General features: G+C 58.5%; 9 protein-coding genes and 1 pseudogene. 5 read left to right on the top strand and 5 right to left on the bottom strand.

The window, feature by feature from the left end; all coding sequences use genetic code 11:
- Positions 1 to 709 precede the first annotated feature (709 nt).
- The 3 genes from ACO08I_RS28375 to ACO08I_RS28385 form a co-directional block, all read right to left on the bottom strand.
- Positions 710 to 1,015: a hypothetical protein gene (locus ACO08I_RS28375; protein ID WP_421947852.1), complete on the bottom strand. Its 306-nt coding sequence runs from the start codon at positions 1,013 to 1,015 to the stop codon at positions 710 to 712.
- Positions 1,016 to 1,020: 5 nt separating this feature from the next.
- On the bottom strand, positions 1,021 to 1,584 hold the full coding sequence (locus tag ACO08I_RS28380) for a DUF4240 domain-containing protein (protein WP_421947853.1): 564 nt from the start codon (positions 1,582 to 1,584) through the stop codon (positions 1,021 to 1,023).
- Between the two features lie 2,219 nt (positions 1,585 to 3,803).
- A complete protein-coding gene (locus tag ACO08I_RS28385) occupies positions 3,804 to 5,321 on the bottom strand; it encodes a hypothetical protein (protein ID WP_421947854.1) in 1,518 nt (505 codons plus the stop codon).
- 183 nt (positions 5,322 to 5,504) lie between these two features.
- On the opposite strand from ACO08I_RS28385, the gene ACO08I_RS28390 reads away from it, so the two are divergent.
- The 5 genes from ACO08I_RS28390 to ACO08I_RS28410 all read left to right on the top strand — a co-directional run bounded on the left by ACO08I_RS28390 (position 5,505) and on the right by ACO08I_RS28410 (position 15,466).
- Positions 5,505 to 5,843, top strand: coding sequence for a P-II family nitrogen regulator (locus tag ACO08I_RS28390; RefSeq protein ID WP_044224544.1), 339 nt, complete (start codon positions 5,505 to 5,507; stop codon positions 5,841 to 5,843).
- Between the two features lie 247 nt (positions 5,844 to 6,090).
- On the top strand, positions 6,091 to 7,344 hold the full coding sequence (locus ACO08I_RS28395; RefSeq protein WP_421947855.1) for an ammonium transporter: 1,254 nt from the start codon (positions 6,091 to 6,093) through the stop codon (positions 7,342 to 7,344).
- A 348-nt stretch (positions 7,345 to 7,692) separates the two neighbouring features.
- Positions 7,693 to 8,880 carry a porin gene (locus ACO08I_RS28400; protein WP_421947856.1) on the top strand — a complete coding sequence of 396 codons (1,188 nt, stop codon included), beginning with the start codon at positions 7,693 to 7,695 and terminating at the stop codon, positions 8,878 to 8,880.
- A gap of 81 nt (positions 8,881 to 8,961) precedes the next feature.
- Positions 8,962 to 9,993, top strand: a complete 1,032-nt coding sequence (locus ACO08I_RS28405; protein ID WP_421947857.1) for a glutamine synthetase beta-grasp domain-containing protein — start codon at positions 8,962 to 8,964, stop codon at positions 9,991 to 9,993.
- Positions 9,994 to 13,273: 3,280 nt separating this feature from the next.
- Positions 13,274 to 15,466 carry a glutamine synthetase III gene (locus tag ACO08I_RS28410; protein ID WP_421947858.1) on the top strand — a complete coding sequence of 731 codons (2,193 nt, stop codon included), beginning with the start codon at positions 13,274 to 13,276 and terminating at the stop codon, positions 15,464 to 15,466.
- Positions 15,467 to 17,157: 1,691 nt separating this feature from the next.
- Here ACO08I_RS28410 and ACO08I_RS28415 read toward each other — a convergent pair.
- Together ACO08I_RS28415 and ACO08I_RS28420 are read right to left on the bottom strand one after the other, a co-directional pair.
- Positions 17,158 to 17,931, bottom strand: coding sequence for an ATP-binding protein (locus tag ACO08I_RS28415; RefSeq protein WP_421949736.1), 774 nt, complete (start codon positions 17,929 to 17,931; stop codon positions 17,158 to 17,160).
- Positions 17,917 to 18,252 (bottom strand): annotated as a pseudogene (locus tag ACO08I_RS28420) (AAA family ATPase); the annotation flags it as partial. The gene ACO08I_RS28415 and the pseudogene ACO08I_RS28420, both read right to left, overlap by 15 nt.
- Between the last annotated feature and the right edge of the window lie 163 nt (positions 18,253 to 18,415).

Genomic DNA, 18,415 nt, shown 5'->3' on the forward strand with positions numbered 1-18,415 from the left:
GGGCTTCGGGGCGGGGTCTTCCGGGGGGATGGCTTGGGGGCAAATATTACATTTTCTTTTGCCTTGATGCAAAAGAAACAAAAGATTCCCGGTTATACCGGGACATCGTTCTTAACGGGAAAATCGCAGACAGCCGACTCGCGCCTACAAACTCGCCTTGGTGCGTGGTGGGTTATGGGGGCGCAGGGAATAGCTTGGTGTTGGGTTTTCAAGTTGGTGGGGCGTATTGGCTCAAACAATGTATCCGCGCACTGCGTGGCCGTCGTCTGCCTGCGATTTTCCCTAAACGCTGCAAGGCCGGGGGCCAGGCGGGGTCTTCGGGGCTGGGTCTGCCGGGGCGGTGGCTTGGGGCGAGCGTTGCCGGTCGGTGGGTCGTCAGGAGGCGGTCGCAAAGCGGCCGTGGCACTGGGTGACGCAGGCTGGTGCTCAACCTCAACCTCAACCTTAGCCTTAGCCTTAGCCTTAGCCTTGGCGGGGTCTGCCGGGGCGGTGGCTTGGGGCGAGCGTTGCCGGTCGGTTGGTCTCGGAGTGCCGGTCGCTTGGTCTGCCGGGAGGCGGTCGCAAAGCGGCCGTGCCCCTGGGTGACACAGCCTGGTCCTCAACCTCAACCTCAACCTCAACCTTAGCCTTGGCGGGGTCTGCCGGGGCGGGGTCTTGGGGCGAGCAGTGCCGGTCGGTGGGTCTGGGGGCGCAGGGGGCGTATTTTGAATTATTTCCTGTTGCCCCGCGGTTTCCTGCCTTTTTGCTGTTCGTAAGCTTCGATGTACTGGTCTTCGATTTGGCGTGCTTTTTTTCTTCCGATGATACCTTTCAGGAGGACTTCTCCAACGTAGCGGATAATACCGACGGCGGCATTGAGGTAGTTGATTTGCTCCCGCATTCTTGCAGAATAGCCATCTTCTCCTATGGGTTTGTCGCTGATGCCGTATTTGAAAATGTCCTTTTCCTTGCGGTCATGAATAGCGTAGAGGTGGTGCTCTTTGTCGTTGTTCAGGCTGTTTCCGTGCTTTGCCATAGGACTTAGTCTGGCCAGCCTGCTTTGTTGCTGTAGGTTTCAATAGGGTAGGCGGGGATATAGTCAAAGGGCTTGCCGCGCTGCAGCCCGAAGGCTTCACTGGCGATATAGAGTATAGACTCGAAGGTCATGTCTTTGGGCATGGCTTCCGGATGGGCGCTTACTTTGTCGTAATAGTCTTTTCCGTTGGCGATGACGCAGGCCCGTGCGTAGAGGAAGTTATCTACGGAGAAATAGGTATGGGGCTGCCAGGCGTCTTCTCCGATATGGAGGGCGTATTTTTTTTGGTCGAGGAGGTATAGTTTTTCAGAAAGCAAGTCGGCAAAGCTATAGATAGCCGGGGTGGGCATTTTTGCCAGTGTTTCTATGGCGGGTTGGACGATGGCTTCGTCGGATGCTGCTTCCCAGTTGAATAGCCCGATAATTGCCCAAAAGTCTGTTTCGCTCAGGTGGTCGTTGGGCTGTGCAGGGAGGGTGAGGTTGACTTCTGCGCCGGGATATTTTTCCTGTAGCTCTTTGAGTTTGTCTTCGTTGAGCTGGTGGATGGGTATTTTGATGGATTGGGCCATTTGAATATTGGAATTGTACGTTGCAAGTTATGATTTATTGAGTGGTGGGGCAAGGGGTGGTGGTTTTTTGGGGTTGTCTTTCCTTCGGCTGGGGGGTGCCGGGCTTTTCCTGGGGGAGGTTGAGGTTGGTCTGGGGCGAGGTCTTTGCTAGGATGAGGTTTCCGACTCCCCATAACTTGTCCATACGGATGGATATTGGCGCTAAAGCTACGTCGGACGGAGAAGGGCCGGGCGGGGTCTTCCTGGGGTTGATCTGCCGGGGCGGTGGCTTGGGGCTAGCAGTGCCGGTCGCTTGGTCTGCCGGGAGGCGGTCGCAAAGCGGCCGTGGCACTGGGTGACGCAGGCTGGTGCTCAACCTCAACCTCAACCTTAGCCTTGGTGGGCGAGCAGTGCCGGTCGAGGCGTCTTCGGGGCTGGGTCTGCCGGGGCGGTGGCTAGGCGCAAATATTACATTTTCTTTTCCTGGATGAAAAGAAACAAAAGATTCCCGGTTATACCGGGACATCGTTCTTAACGGGAAAATCGCAGACAGCCGACTCGCGCCTACAAACTCGCCTTGGTGCGTGGTGGGTTATGGGGGCGCAGGGAATAGCTTGGTGTTGGGTTTTCAAGTTGGTGGGGCGTATTGGCTCAAACAGTGTATCCGCGCCACTGCGTGGCCGTCGTCTGCCTGCGATTTTCCCTAAACGCTGCAAGGCCGGGGGCCAGGCGGGGTCTTCTTGGCGGTGGCTGCCGGGGCGGTGGCTTGGGGCTAGCAGTGCCGGTCGCTTGGTCTGCCGGGAGGCGGTCGCAAAGCGGCCGTGGCACTGGGTGACGCAGGCTGGTGCTCAACCTCAACCTCAACCTCAACCTCAACCTCAACCTCAACCTTAGCCTTGGTGGGCGAGCGGTGCCGGTCGAGGCGTCTTCGGGGCTGGGTCTGCAGGGGCGGTGGCTTGGGGGCAAATCTAGCATTTTCTTTTCCTGGATGAAAAGAAACAAAAATCACGGCTCTGCATCGTTCTTAACGGGAAAATCGCAGACAGCCGACTCGCGCCTACAAACTCGCCTTGGTGCGTGGTGGGTTATGGGGGCGCAGGGAATAGCTTGATGCCGGGTTTTCAGGTTGTGTGGGCGTATTGGCTCAAACAGTGTATCCGCGCCACTGCGTGGCCGTCGTCTGCCTGCGATTTTCCCTAAACGCTGCAAGGCCGGGGGCCAGGCGGGGTCTTCTTGGCGGTGGCTGCCGGGGCGGTGGCTTGGGGCTAGCAGTGCCGGTCGCTTGGTCTGCCGGGAGGCGGTCGCAAAGCGGCCGTGGCACTGGGTGACGCAGGCTGGTCCTCAGCCTTAACCTCAACCTCAACCTCAGCTGGGCGGTGCCATGCTTTTCCTGGGGGAGGTTGAGGTTGGTCTGTGGCGAGGTCTTTGCGAGGATGAGGTTGAGGGCCAGGCGGGGTCTTCCTGGCGGTGGCTGCCGGGGCGGTGGCTTGGGGCGAGCAGTGCCGGTCGGTGGGTCGTCAGGAGGCGGTCGCAAAGCGGCCGTGGCACTGGGTGACGCAGCCTGGTCCTCAACCTCAACCTCAGCTGGGCGGTGCCATGCTTTTCCTGGGGGAGGTTGAGGTTGGTCTGTGGCGAGGTCTTTGCGAGGATGAGGTTGAGGGCCAGGCTGGGTCTTCCTGGGCTTGGTCTGCCGGGGCGGTGGCTCGGGGGCGAGCGTTGCCGGTCGGTGGGTCGTCAGGAGGCGGTCGCAAAGCGGCCGTGGCACTGGGTGACGCAGGCTGGTCCTCAGCCTTAACCTCAACCTCAACCTCAGCTGGGCGGTGCCATGCTTTTCCTGGGGGAGGTTGAGGTTGGTCTGTGGCGAGGTCTTTGCGAGGATGAGGCCGGGGGCCAGGCGGGGTCTTCTGGGCGGGGTCTTCCGGGGCGGTGGCTTGGGGCTAGCAGTGCCGGTCGCTTGGTCTGCCGGGAGGCGGTCGCAAAGCGGCCGTGGCACTGGGTGACGCAGGCTGGTGCTCAACCTCAACCTCAACCTTAGCCTTGGTGGGCGAGCGGTGCCGGTCGAGGCGTCTTCCGGGCTGGGTCTGCAGGGGTGGTGGCTTGGGGGCGAGCGGTGCCGATCGGTGGGGCCTCTGGAGGGCGGCACCTGGGCGCTTAACCTCAACCTCGGTCAGGCCTTGCACTGGGCCAACCTCAACCTTGCCCTCGCCTCCGTGCTCTTCCCTGCCACCGTGCCTCCGTGGCTAAGCATTCCCCATCCGTCGCCCTACCTTGCCTTCCACCCAGGCGGGGACATCGAGGTAGTGGATGGCTTTGCGCTCGAAGGGGCTGTGGAGGAAGGGCTGCAGGGCGGCGTGGAACTGCCGGAAGGCGGCGGTGTGCTCGGACAGGGGCTTGTTGGACAGCTCGGCGAGGAAGCGGAGGGTACGGGCGAGCATAGGGCTGAGGTCGGTGGCTTTGGCGAAGAGGCGCTGCACGGCACGCAGGAGGTAGTCGAGCAGGCGGTAGTTGCCGAGCTCGTAGTGGCACAACAGGTGGAGCATGCGGGTGTTGTGGAGGAGGTCTTCGCGCAGGGAGCCGGCTTTGAGGTGGATGATCTCGTTGAGGTAGTCGAGGGCGGCTTCGTACTGCCCGTCGCAGAAGTGGAGGTAGGCGAATTTGTAGTAGAAGAGGAGGATGCGGTGGACGTCGGTCTGGGCTTCGAGGAGGCGGAGCTCTTTTTTGAGGGTGGGGATGAGCTGTATGCCGTCCTGGTACTGCCGGCTGACGAAGGCGTGGTTGAGGTGGCTGAGGTGGAGGTAGACGCGGGCGGTGGAGCGGGCGGTGGCGTCGAGGGCGGGGGCGGTGCCGTGGTAGAAGGCTTCGAAGCCGGTGAGGCAGTCGCGCAGGGATTCGGCATCGTCGAGCATATAGTGGAGCACCATATTATAGTAGAGGGCGCGGATGTAGAGGGTGGGGTCTTTTTCCTGCATCTGGGGGTCTTCGCGGAACAGGGCGGCCCACCGCTGGGCGTAGATCAGGGCGTCATCGAAGTTGAGCAGGATGTACTGATGCCACATATAGCCCTGGTAGAGGTTGGCTTTCTCGAAAAAGGTGAGGGGGCCGTTGAGGTGCTCCTGGGGGATATGGGCTTCGAAGAAGGCCTGCACGTTGGCGACTTCGCTTTCGGACTTCACATGGCCGTGCTCGATGTACCAGCCTTGGATTTGTATGTTGAAGTTGGAGAAGAGGTTGCTGGAGTGGGCGATGCGGCTGCGGTGGCTGGCTTCTTCGAGGAGGCCTTCCATTTTGTTGGCCACGCGGCGGCTGCGGGTGATGTGGCGGGCTTCGATGAGCTTCTGGAATTCGATGATTTCGAGGTGGAGGACGTCCTGATGGTGGGCTTCGGCTTTGTTTTTGACGCTTTCGAGGGTACGCAGGGCCTGCATGTACATGCCTTTGCTGTAGAGAATGCGGGCGAAGTCGATCTGCTCGTGTATGAAAATCTCAATATCGCGCTTGATGTAGAGCAGGCGGAGGCTCTTGAGGAGCTGCTGGTAGAGGTGGCGTTTGTGGTTGGGGAGGTTGCGGGGGGAAATGGGCAGGGCATCGAGGATGGCCTTGTCGTCGTAGGTGTCCATCTGATTGAGGAGGTCGAAGAGCTGCACGAAGGTGGCGTCGCCCTGGTAGCGGCTGGCGTAGAGCTTGAAGTTGCGCTTTTCGGCCCGGGTCATGGACTGAATGAGGTGGAGCAGGTGGTCGCGTTTGGTGTTTAGTGGCACATTAAACAGATTTTATAGTTTTGAAAAACAGGGGGTTAGGGTTTGTGGTTTGGTTTTGGGCATCACATCAAAAAACAAAAGTAGCTATATTGGGGGAGTATCATGCGCTACATTTGTAATTATCACAGAATACAGTTCCGCAGGCCCGGCCAAAAGTTGACAAAACTTTAAAGGATTGACAAAATGAAAAAAATAGAAGCGATCATCAGGTTGTCCCGTTTTGAGCAAATCCGGGATGCGCTGGCGGGTATTGGGGTACGTTTTTTTACCCTTACGGAAGTCAAGGGCTTTGGGCTGCAGATTGGCCCCAAGATGACTTACCGGGGCAGCACTTACGATGCTGATTATATTGCCCGTTTACAGCTCGATATTCTGTGTGAGGACGAAAAGGTCGATGATATTGTCAAAACCATCAGTGCTTCCGGTCGTACGGGCGAGGTGGGGGATGGCAAAATCATTGTCTATGATGTAAAGCACGTCGTCCGCATCCGCACCGGGGAAACCAATGCGGAGGCACTTTAGAAGAGATTACGCTTAACCTGTTTACTACGCTGCTGCACAACCTTATTTATCTCCCTTTTTGCTAAAATTTAGCCAGTCCTCTGCTGAGGCCTGCGCTGACGAATTAGCCCTGTCTTACCAATACCAAATTATGCTTTAAGAAATGACTGTCTGCCATTGGAGCAGTGCAGTAAATGCTGTTTGGCGAAAGCCAGCGGAGTATTCTGTGTGAGGAACTATTTGAAGAACTACTTTAACGACTACGTTTATGGATCAGGCATTATTCACGGCAAATAATGTATGGATGTTGGTTTCGACGGTGCTGGTCTTTGTGATGCACCTGGGCTTTTCGGCTTTGGAAGCTGGCTTTGTACAGAAGAAAAACACGGTCAACATTCTCTTCAAGAATGCGATGATCATTTCGATTGGGCTGCTGACCTACTTTATTGTGGGCTTCAACCTCATGTATCCGGGTGTGAATGAAGGCGGCTTCTTTGGCTTTGGCGGCTTTGGGCTGTCGATGCCGGAAGGGGACGCAGGCGGGATTGCCTACGCAGATGGCGGCTACACTTACTACACGGATTTTATATTTCAGGGCATGTTTGCGGCTACGGCGGCGACCATCGTTTCCGGGGCGGTAGCGGAGCGCATCAAGCTCAATGCCTTCCTGGTTTTCGCGACCTTGTTCGTGGCCATCAGCTATCCCATTACCGGCATGTGGAAGTGGGGTGCGGGCTGGCTGGATGCGGCTGGCTTTTACGACTTTGCGGGCTCCACGCTGGTGCACGCAGTAGGCGGCTGGGGCGCACTCGCGGCCGTATTGCTGCTGGGCGCACGCCGGGGCAAGTATCAGAAAAACGGGGGCATCAAGCCGATTCCGGGGCACAGCATGCCGTTGGCGGCAATCGGGGTTTTCCTCCTGTGGTTCGGCTGGTTCGGCTTCAACGGGGGCTCGGTGCTGTCGGCTGATCCGGTGGCGGTCTCCCTGGTGTTTGTAACGACTTCCCTTGCGGCTTCGGCCGGGGCGGTAGGGGCTTTCTTTTTGTCCTACTTCCTCTTCAAGTCGCACGACCTGTCCATGGTCCTCAACGGTATCCTGGGCGGCCTGGTGGGCATCACGGCCGGGGCCGACCTGATGAGCCCTATGGAGGCCATCATGATCGGTGGTATTGCCGGGCTGATCATCCCGGTCTCTGTGGTCTTCTTTGACCGTATCAAGATCGACGACCCCGTGGGCGCCACTTCCGTCCACCTGATGTGCGGGCTCTGGGGCACTCTGGCGGTAGGCATTTTCGGTGCCAAAGCCGGGCTGGGGCAGTTGTGGACGCAGCTGTACGGCACCCTGGCGGTGGGGGCTTTCACCTTCGCCTTTGCCTTCGGGCTGATGTATATCCTCAAGGTGACGATCGGCATCCGCGTCAGCGAGGAAGAAGAAGAGCGCGGTCTGGACGTGGCCGAGCACGATATGGAAGCTTATGAAGCGGGCACGGTGACGGAGCCGGCTTATCAGCTGATGAAATAGTACAGCCCTGCGTTGTACTGGATTAGTATGAAAAAACAGGGGAGCGCCGGTCATTGGCGGCCGGTGCTCACCAACAAAAAAGGCTTCCGGATTGGCGCCGGAAGCCCCCGCAGAAGTCGGCGGACCGAATTCCACGCTTGGTAATCACAAAGGTAGGGGAAAGTGTCACTTTTTCCAAAAGGTTTGTGTGTTTGGGTGAGGTCGGCCACATGTGTTTTGCAGCATGCATTTGCTGTGCGCCATTTTTCAAGCCTCATTTTTCACACCAAGTCTATGCTGAGCATTCGCTTAAAGCGCAACTGCTGCCCGGAGGGTGAAGCCCCGGCATAGCCTAAACCTTTAGTCATCATGAAAATTCAGACACTCCTTTTACTATTGTTCTTTGAAATCTTGCATCTGAGCCTTTACAGTCAGGATGCCGCCGACCTCAGCATGGAGGCCGTACCGGCAACCGAATTGGAAGCGGAAGAAGGGGCGGAAAAGCCGGGCTTTACGCTTTCGGGCAGTGCCGATGTTTACTACCGGGCCAATCTGACGGCCAACAACGACCCGGCCCACAGTGCGCCGGCCCCCAATACGGCATTTGCGTATGCACCGGGCTTCGGCATGGGCATGTTCAACCTCATCGGTGCCTGGGAAGGGCAGCGGGGCGGGGTGGTTGGCGATCTGGTCTTTGGCCCCCGGGGGGTGGACGCTGTTTTTGCCTCCGGCGCGCCCAACAACGTTGTCAATCAGCTCTACGTGTACTGGAAAGCGACCGATCAGCTGACCCTGACGATGGGAGACTTCAATACCTTTCTGGGGTATGAGGTCATTTCCCCTACCGGCAATTTTAATTACTCGACCTCCTATATGTTTTCCTGGGGGCCGTTTTCCCATACGGGCATCAAGGCTGACTTTGCGGTCAGTGACGATTTGTCCTTTATGCTGGGGGTTTTCAATCCGACCGACTTTACGGAGTTCAACCCGGTGGGCACCTACAGCCTGGGCGGTCAGATCGGCTACAAGGGCGTTTACCTCAATCTCCTGTACGGCGATCAGGATGGCCGCCTGACGGACGGGGATACGGAGGAAGGGCTGGCGTCTGCCGGTGCGTTGTTTCAGGTAGACCTGACCGCGGGCTGGGACCTGACGGAAGCTTTCTACCTGGGGCTGAATACGACCTACAATACGACCGCTATGGGCGAGCATATTGAGCAGGGCGAGATTGTGGCCGACAGCGGTGATGGCAACAGCTTCTACGGCGCGGCGGCTTACCTGCAGTACCGGGCATCCGAAACCTTTGCCCTTGGGCTGCGCGGGGAGTACTTCGCGGAAGCCAACGGCGGTTACGGCATTATTGGCTCTTATGATGCAGATGCAAACGGCAGCATTATGGCACTGACCCTTTCCGGGAATATTACCATCGGCAACCTGACGCTGATCCCGGAACTGCGGCTGGACACGGCTTCGGAGGACGATGTATTTGTGAATACCGCCCTTGAGCCGGTGGCTTCCCTGGCTTCCTTTATGCTGGCGGCGGTTTACGCTTTTTAAAACCCGGTTGGGTATTCTCCTTATGGAGTGTATGCCCAACATCGTTTACAACTGACATTGACCACAAAATTTGAATAGATCATGGCAAAATCAAAGTTAGAGTACATTTGGCTGGACGGTTCTGAGCCCACGCAGGGGCTGCGTTCCAAAACCAAGATTGTAAAAGACTTTAGTGGTGCCCTGGAGGACTGCCCGATGTGGTCCTTCGACGGCAGCTCCACCAATCAGGCGGAGGGCGGTGCGTCCGACTGTCTGCTCAGGCCCGTAGCGATTTATCCGGACCCCGACCGCCGGGCGGGCTTCCTGGTGATGTGCGAGGTACTGAATGCGGATGGCACGCCTCACCCGACCAATGGCCGGGCTACGATTAATGATGACGATGCCGACTTCTGGTTTGGCTTCGAGCAGGAATACTTCCTCTGGGACCTGGAGACCAACAAGCCGCTGGGCTTCCCTGCCAATGGCTATCCGCGGCCGCAGGGGCCTTACTACTGCTCCGTGGGCGCCGGCAATGCTTACGGCCGGGAGGTCATCGAGGAGCACCTCGACCTGTGCATCGATGCCGGGCTGAATATCGAGGGCATCAACGCAGAAGTCGCTGCCGGGCAGTGGGAGTTTCAGGTGTTTGCCAAAGGCGCGCACGAGGCTGGCGATCAGGTATGGGTGGCCCGCTACCTGCTGGAGCGTACGGCTGAGAAGTACGGCCTGGGCATCAACTGGCACTGCAAGCCTCTGCAGGGCGACTGGAACGGATCGGGCATGCACGCCAATTTCTCCAACTCCCTGCTGCGGGAGGCGGGCAGCCGCGAGGTGTACGATACGGTTTGTCAGGCCTTCGGTGCCACGCCGGAAGTCATCAAGGCGCACATCGAGGTATACGGGGAGGACAACCACCTCCGCCTGACCGGGCTGCACGAGACGCAATCGATTGACAAATTCAGCTACGGGGTTTCTGACCGGGGCGCGTCTATCCGCATCCCGATCGCCACGGTGGAGAATGGCTGGAAGGGCTGGCTGGAAGACCGCCGCCCGAACTCTGCTGCAGACCCCTACAAGGTGGCGGCGCGCATCATCAGGACCGTCCGCTCGGCCGATGTGATGCAGCCGGCTTAAACCCGTAATGACTATACATTGACCTTATAGTTCCTGCATAGAAGTATGCAATTTTCTGCCTCCGGTAAAGTCCGGGGGCAGTCTTGTTGGAGCTGTAGGGTTTGGGCTGGGGCAAGGTCTGTAGCAAGGATGAGGTTGAGGATGAGGGCCGGGCGGGGTCTTCCTGGGTGGGGCTGCCGGGGCGGTGGCTTGGGGGCGAGCGTTGCCGGTCGCTTGGTCTGCCGGGGCGGTGGCTTGGCGCAAATTTAGCATTTTCTTTTCCTGGATGAAAAGAAACAAAAATCACGGCTGTGCATCGTTCTTAACGGGAAAATCGCAGGCAGACGACTCGCGCCTACAAACTCGCCCTGGTGCAGGGTGGGAAAATGGGGCGTGGGGAATAGCTTGATGCCGGGTTTTCAGGTTGTGTGGCGTATTGGCTCAAACAGTGTATCCACGTCACTGCGTGAACGCCGCTCCTCCGCGATTTTCCCTAAACGCTGCAAGGCCGGGGGCCAGGCGGGGTCTTCCTGGCGGTGGCTGCCGGGGCGGTGGCTTGGGGCGAGCGTTGCCGGTCGGTGGGTCGTCAGGAGGCGGTCGCAAAGCGGCCGTGGCACTGGGTGACGCAGCCTGGTCCTCAGCCTTAACCTCAACCTCAACCTCAACCTCAGCTGGGCGGTGCCATGCTTTTCCTGGGGGAGGTTGAGGTTGGTCTGTGGCGAGGTCTTTGCGAGGATGAGGTTGAGGGCCAGGCGGGGTCTTCCTGGCGGTGGCTGCCGGGGCGGTGGCTCGGGGGCGAGCGTTGCCGGTCGGTGGGTCGTCAGGAGGCGGTCGCAAAGCGGCCGTGGCACTGGGTGACGCAGCCTGGTCCTCAGCCTTAACCTCAACCTCAACCTCAGCTGGGCGGTGCCATGCTTTTCCTGGGGGAGGTTGAGGTTGGTCTGTGGCGAGGTCTTTGCGAGGATGAGGTTGAGGGCCAGGCTGGGTCTTCCTGGCGGTGGCTGCCGGGGCGGTGGCTTGGGGCGAGCGTTGCCGGTCGAGGCGTCTTCTTGGCTGGGGCTGCCGGGGCGGTGGCTTGTGCGCGAGCGTTGCCGGTCGCTGGGTCTGCCTGGAGGCGGTCGCAAAGCGGCCGTGGCACTGGGTGACGCAGCCTGGTCCTCAGCCTTAACCTCAACCTCAACCTCAGCTGGGCGGTGCCATGCTTTTCCTGGGGGGAGGTTGAGGTTGGTCTGTGGCGAGGTCTTTGCGAGGATGAGGTTGAGGGCCGGGCGGGTTCTTCCTGGCGGTGGCTGCCGGGGCGGTGGCTCGGGGGCGAGCGTTGCCGGTCGGTGGGTCGTCAGGAGGCGGTCGCAAAGCGGACGTGGCACTGGGTGACGCAGCCTGGTGCTCAGCCTTAACCTCAACCTCAACCTCAGCTGGGCGGTGCCGGGCTTTTCCTGGGGGAGGTTGAGGTTGGTCTGTGGCGAGGTCTTTGCGAGGATGAGGTTGAGGGCCAGGCGGGGTCTTCCTGGCGGTGGCTGCCGGGGCGGTGGCTCGGGGGCGAGCGTTGCCGGTCGGTGGGTCGTCAGGAGGCGGTCGCAAAGCGGACGTGGCACTGGGTGACGCAGCCTGGTGCTCAGCCTTAACCTCAACCTCAACCTCAGCTGGGCGGTGCCATGCTTTTCCTGGGGGAGGTTGAGGTTGGTCTGTGGCGAGGTCTTTGCGAGGATGAGGTTGAGGGCCAGGCGGGGTCTTCCTGGCGGTGGCTGCCGGGGCGGTGGCTTGGGGCGAGCAGTGCCGGTCGAGGCGTCTTCCGGGCTGGGGCTGCCGGGGGGATGGCTTGGGGGCGAGCGTTGCCGGTCGCTGGGTCTGCCTGGAGGCGGTCGCAAAGCGGCCGTGGCACTGGGTGACGCAGCCTGGTCCTCAGCCTTAACCTCAACCTCAGCTGGGCGGTGCCATGCTTTTCCTGGGGGAGGTTGAGGTTGGTCTGTGGCGAGGTCTTTGCGAGGATGAGGTTGAGGGCCAGGCGGGGTCTTCCTGGGGGTGGCTGCCGGGGCGGTGGCTTGGGGCTAGCAGTGCCGGTCGCTGGGTCTGCCTGGAGGCGGTCGCAAAGCGGCCGTGGCACTGGGTGACGCAGGCTGGTCCTCAGCCTTAACCTCAACCTCAACCTCAGCTGGGCGGTGCCATGCTTTTCCTGGGGGAGGTTGAGGTTGGTCTGTGGCGAGGTCTTTGCGAGGATGAGGTTAAGGGCCGGGCGGGGTCTTCCTGGCGGTGGCTGCCGGGGCGGTGGCTCGGGGGCGAGCGTTGCCGGTCGGTGGGTCGTCAGGAGGCGGTCGCAAAGCGGCCGTGGCACTGGGTGACGCAGCCTGGTGCTCAGCCTTAACCTCAACCTCAACCTCAGCTGGGCGGTGCCATGCTTTTCCTGGGGGAGGTTGAGGTTGGTCTGTGGCGAGGTCTTTGCGAGGATGAGGTTGAGGGCCAGGCGGGGTCTTCCTGGCGGTGGCTGCCGGGGTGGTGGCTCGGGGGCGAGCGTTGCCGGTCGGTGGGTCGTCAGGAGGCGGTCGCAAAGCGGCCGTGGCACTGGGTGACGCAGGCTGGTCCTCAGCCTTAACCTCAACCTCAACCTCAGCTGGGCGGTGCCATGCTTTTCCTGGGGGAGGTTGAGGTTGGTCTGTGGCGAGGTCTTTGCGAGGATGAGGTTGAGGGCCGGGCGGGTTCTTCCTGGCGGTGGCTGCCGGGGCGGTGGCTCGGGGGTGAGCGTTGCCGGTCGGTGGGTCGTCAGGAGGCGGTCGCAAAGCGGCCGTGGCACTGGGTGACGCAGGCTGGTCCTCAGCCTTAACCTCAACCTCAACCTCAGCTGGGCGGTGCCATGCTTTTCCTGGGGGAGGTTGAGGTTGGTCTGTGGCGAGGTCTTTGCGAGGATGAGGTTAAGGGCCAGGCGGGGTCTTCCTGGCGGTGGCTGCCGGGGCGGTGGCTCGGGGGCGAGCGTTGCCGGTCGGTGGGTCGTCAGGAGGCGGTCGCAAAGCGGCCGTGGCACTGGGTGACGCAGCCTGGTCCTTAACCTAAACCTTAACCTCAGCCTCGGTCCGGGTGCAGCCCAAGGTCAGCCTCAACCTCCCCTGGGAGCAGCCTGGGCCCCCTGGCAGGTTTTCCAAAATGGGGCAAGTATAGCTACCACGGGCCACCAAAGTTTGTTACCTTTAGAGCAATTGAAAATTATAGGAACTATAATAGCATTTCAGGATTTTTGAAGGAAAACACATCAGCATTCATCAACCCTGGGATCGCATTTTTTTTAAAACTTAAAACTAAGCATATTTCTATGAGCCTTTCCAGATTCCAAGCCCTGGATACTATCCTTAATCGTTCCGGGTTTGAGTTGGAGTACGTAGACGTACCCGACCCCAAGATTTCCAACTTCTTCGGCTGTAATGTCTTCAACGACAAAGCCATGAAGGAATACATGACCGAAGAAGCCTTCAGCAACGTGAAGCTGGCGATCGAATCGGGTGCCAAGCTGTCCCGCGAGGATGCCGACGTCGTTGCCGATGCCATGAAGCGCTGGTCGATGGACCACGGTGCCACCCACTACACCCACTGGTTTCAGCCGCTGACGGGCCGTACGGCAGAGAAGCACGACTCCTTCTTCACCCTGCGCCCGGACGGGGAGGTAGTGGAAGAGTTCACCGGTGATACCCTTGTTCAGCAGGAGCCTGATGGCTCGTCTTTCCCCGGTGGCGGGCTGCGGTCCACCTTCGAAGCCCGCGGCTATACGGCCTGGGACCCCTCTTCACCGGCCTTTATCCTGGAAGTAGGGGAGGGCAAGACCCTTTGCATCCCGACCATCTTCGTCACTTACGGGGGGGATTCCCTCGACTACAAGCTACCGTTGCTGAAGTCGCAGTCCTATCTGGAGCAGGCCGCCATCCCGGTATGCCAGCTGTTTGACGAGCAGGTCTCCAAAGTCTGGGTCACCCTCGGCTGGGAGCAGGAGTACTTCCTGGTGGACGAAGCGCTGTTCAATGCCCGTCCTGACCTGTTGCTGACGGGCCGCACCCTTCTGGGCAAGCACTCGCCTAAGGGGCAGCAGCTGGACGACCACTACTTTGGTTCCATTCCGGAGCGGGTGTACGCTTACATGCGCGACCTGGAGACGGAGTGCCACAAGCTGGGCATCCCGGTACGTACCCGCCACAATGAGGTAGGCCCCGGGCAGTACGAGCTGGCGCCTATGTTCGAGGAAGTCAACCTCGCCGTCGACCACAATCAGCTGCTGATGGACCTGATGGACCGCGTGGCGCGCCGCCACAAGCTGCGGGTGCTGCTGCACGAGAAGCCCTTTGCAGGCGTGAACGGCTCGGGCAAGCACAACAACTGGTCGATGTCGACCAACACGGGCAGCAACTTGCTGTCGCCGGGCAAGAAGCCGGGCAGCAACCTGCGCTTCCTGACGTTCTTTGTGAATACCATTCAGGCTGTGCACAAGTATGCGGACATCCTGCGTGCCAGCGTAGCTTCGGCTTCCAATGACCACCGTCTGGGAGCCAATGAAGCGCCGCCGGCTATCGTTTCCGTCTTTATCGGCGATACCCTCACCAAAGTCCTCGACAGCATTGAGAACGGGGCGACCCTGGATGAGGCGGGCGTGAAGGAAGTGATCGATCTGCTGAATAAGATCCCGAACCTGGAGCTGGACAATACCGACCGTAACCGGACGTCTCCTTTTGCCTTTACCGGCAATAAGTTTGAGATCCGCATGGTGGGCTCTACGATGAACTGCGCGGCACCGATGACGGTGATGAACACGATTGTGGGCCGTCAGCTGGAGCTGTTCAATGCGGAGCTGAAGGAGCTGATGGACAAAGGGCAGGAGCGGGATGCAGCCATTCTGACGATCCTGCGCCGCTACATCAAGGAGTCGAGGGCCATCCGTTTTGAAGGCGACGGCTACAGCGAAGCCTGGGAGCGGGAGGCTGAAAAGCGGGGGCTGGCGAACACGCCGAACACGCCGGATGCCCTGAATGCCTACAAGTCGGAGGAGGCGATCGAGCTGTTCACGTCGAGCAAGGTATTCACAGAGAAGGAGCTGCACGCCCACTACGAGGTGATGAATGAGAACTACATCATCAAGCTGCAGATCGAGGCCCGCACTATGGGCGAGATGGTGATCAACCACATTTTGCCTGCTGCGATTGCCTATCAGGGGCAGCTGGCGGATGGTGCCGTGAAGATCAAGGAGCTGGGGCTGACCGAAAATGAGTACAAGGCACAGCTGGACATTATCAAGCTGATTGCGGAAAACATCAGCCTCATCAAGCAGAAAGTCAATGAGATGACGATTGCCCGCCGGGATGCCAACGAGCTGGAGGATGCCAATGAGATGGCGAAGGCGTACTGCTACGAGATCAAGCCGTTGATGGAGGAGATCCGCACCTATGCTGACCGCCTGGAGTACCTGGTGGATGACCGGGAGTGGCCATTGATCAAGTACCGGGAGCTGATGTTCGTCCGGTAAGAGATACGTTTTAGACTGTTGTAAAGGAGTAGCCCGGGCTGCGCGTATGGCGTGGCTTGGGCTGCTTTGGTTTTGGGCTGGGCTGTTAGGGTATACTTTGAGTGTAGGCTTGGTTAGGTGGTATGCCTTAACCTTGGCGGGGCGGTGCCGGGCTTTTCCTGGGGGAGGTTGAGGTTGGTCTGTGGCGGGGTCTTTGCGAGGATGATGTTGAGGGCTGGGCGGTGGCTGCCGGGGCGGTGGCTTGGGGCAAATCTAGCATTTTCTTTTCCTGGATGAAAAGAAACAAAAATCACGGCTCTGCATCGTTCTTAACGGGAAAATCGCAGACAGCCGACTCGCGCCTACAAACTCGCCTTGATGCGTGGTGGGTTATGGGGGCGTGGGGAATAGCTTGATGCCGGGTTTTCAGGTTGTGTGGGCGTATTGGCTCAAACAGTGTATCCGCGCCACTGTGTGGCCGTCGTCTGCCTGCGATTTTCCCTAAACGCTGCAAGGCCGGGGGCCAGGCGGGGTCTTCCTGGGGGTGGCTGCCGGGGCAGTGGCTAGGCGCAAATATTACATTTTCTTTTCCTGGATGAACCTGCCTTCCCATACGGGCCAGTCCATACGGATAAATCCCTACGGATAAGTCCCTACGAATGGATACTGGCGCTTAAGCTACGGCAGGCGGAGGAAACAAAAATTCCCGGTTATACCGGGACATCGTTCTTAACGCGGATTGAACTGCGAAAAACCTAAACTGCTCAAACTCGCCTTAGTGCATTGTGGTCATAGGAATTGTGGGGAATAGCGTAGTGCTGGGTTTTCAGTTTGGTTGCAGGCATTGGCTCAAACAATGAGCCGTTCTTCACGGTTTTTCGCAGCCCAATCCGCTAAACGCTGCAAGGCCGGGGGCCAGGCGGCGTCTTCGGAGCTTGGTCTGCCGGGGTGGTGGCTTGGGGGCGAGCGGTGCCGGTCGGGGAGGCTTGGGAAATCGGAACGCCGGGGGCTCTCCCTTCCCCCGGCGTTCTGTAAGCAGTGCCCAGCTGGTGTAGCCTTGGCGTTCACATTTCGTACCTACGGCACGAGGCGATGGTTGGTCTTGGGTGTTACCGACATTTAGCCCCTAACGGGGCATGGGCTGTGGTTTGGAACTGTAAAACAGAGAACTGTACCCATACGGGCCTTGCTGCGCTTCGGAAATGTAAAACTGAAAAATGTAAAAGTGGCGAGCGGTGCCGGTCGGTGGTTCCGGGGGCGCTTTGCTTTTAATGAAGCTTTCTTTCCAACATGGGAAATGGGGTGAAAACGGGTAATTGGGTGTTGGTGCGGGTGGTTCTTCCCCTTTAGGGGATTGAGGGGCAGCGTGGGCAATTACTTTCGAGCGTTGCCAGTCGGTGGGTCTCGGAGTGCCGGTCGCTTGGTCTGCCTGGAGGCGGTCGCAAAGCGGCCGTGGCTTGGGGTGACGCAGGCTGGTGCTCAACCTCAACCTCAACCTCAACCTTGGCGGGACGGTGCCATGCTTTTCCTGGGGGAGGTCGAGGTTGGTCTGTTGCGGGGTCTTCCGGGCTGGGTCTGCCGGGGCGGTGGCTTGGGGCGGTCGGTGCCGGTCGGTGGGGCACTATTATTTTGCAAAGGAAAAGATAAAACTTCCACCCCCGATCCACGTCAGGATGGGAATAGTTTGGTATTGGGTCGATTGACCTTTTCAGTCAGGTGAGCATTTCGCCGATATTAGATATTAATTCATGTAGCGAGACCACCTCAATTCCCTCTTCCTTAGGATATCCGGAAGGTACCGGTGCAGCAATATAGCAGTGGTCGGGATTGATATCCCGGAGGGAGGCGTAATTGCCGGAGGTTAGCTTGGGTGCAACGGAGGCTTTGCATTCCACCACTGCGGTCTTATGGCCATTGGATAAAACGAAATCTATTTCTGCGCCATGGTTAGTCCGGTAAAAGGAATAGTCCAGATTGGGAAAATGGCCTTTCAGGTTGGCCAGTACCGTTGTTTCCCAAAGGGAACCAAAGGTTGGATGGCCAGCTGCCTGCTCGAAATTTTTTAGTTGGAGCAGGGCCGTGGTTATGCCTGTATCCGAGATATAAACTTTTGGCGATTTGACCAGCCTTTTTTTGGTGTTTCGTTCGTACGGGGGCACTTGCAGGAGCATGAAGGTCCCTTCGAGCAAATCAATATACTTTCTGACGGTGGTATTGCTAACGCCCAGGGCGCTTCCCAGCTTACTGAAGTTTATCGTTTGTCCATTAGTATGGGCAAGCATTTGCCATAGCCGGTGCATAGTCCGGGGTGTAAAACCTGCAAACTGCAGTAGGTCACGCTCCAGAAAAGTGCTGATAAAGTCCTGCCTCCAATCAAAGGAGACTTCCTCTTTTGGCGCCAGTAAGCTGAGTGGGAATCCTCCTCTGTATAAATAGGTCTCCAGGCTAACCCGGTCGCTGATCTCTGCGAAAAGAAAAGGTGTCAAGCGCTTGAAGCTAATTCTGCCAGCTAATGATTCTGAACTTTGCCTGATCAGCTCCCGTGATGCACTTCCTAAAATAAGGTACATGCCTTTCTTTGCGGTGGTATCGATGAGGCTGCGCAGTACGGGGAATAGCTCAGGCACCCGCTGGATTTCATCGAGGCATATGAGTTTGTCGGTTTGGGTGCTCAGGAACCATTCGGGGTCTTGCAGTTTCTGAAGGTCGGAAGGCCTTTCCAGATCCAGATAAAGTGTTTTTTCTTTTTCCTTCAGCAACTCTTTGACCAGGGTTGATTTACCGCATTGCCTGGGCCCCAGCACAGCGGTTGCCGGATTGTATTATAAAGATTCCCTGATCGATGGTTCCAGTATTCGCGGTAAGTACATGCTTTTTTGTGTAAATTTAAAGTTTAGGTTTTAATTTACACAAAAAAACGGTGTTTTTGAGAGGTAGGTTTAAGGGCTGCAGGTGATAAATGTAAAACAG

It is taken from the genome of Phaeodactylibacter xiamenensis (assembly GCF_965229835.1).
Taxonomy (GTDB): domain Bacteria; phylum Bacteroidota; class Bacteroidia; order Chitinophagales; family Saprospiraceae; genus Phaeodactylibacter; species Phaeodactylibacter xiamenensis.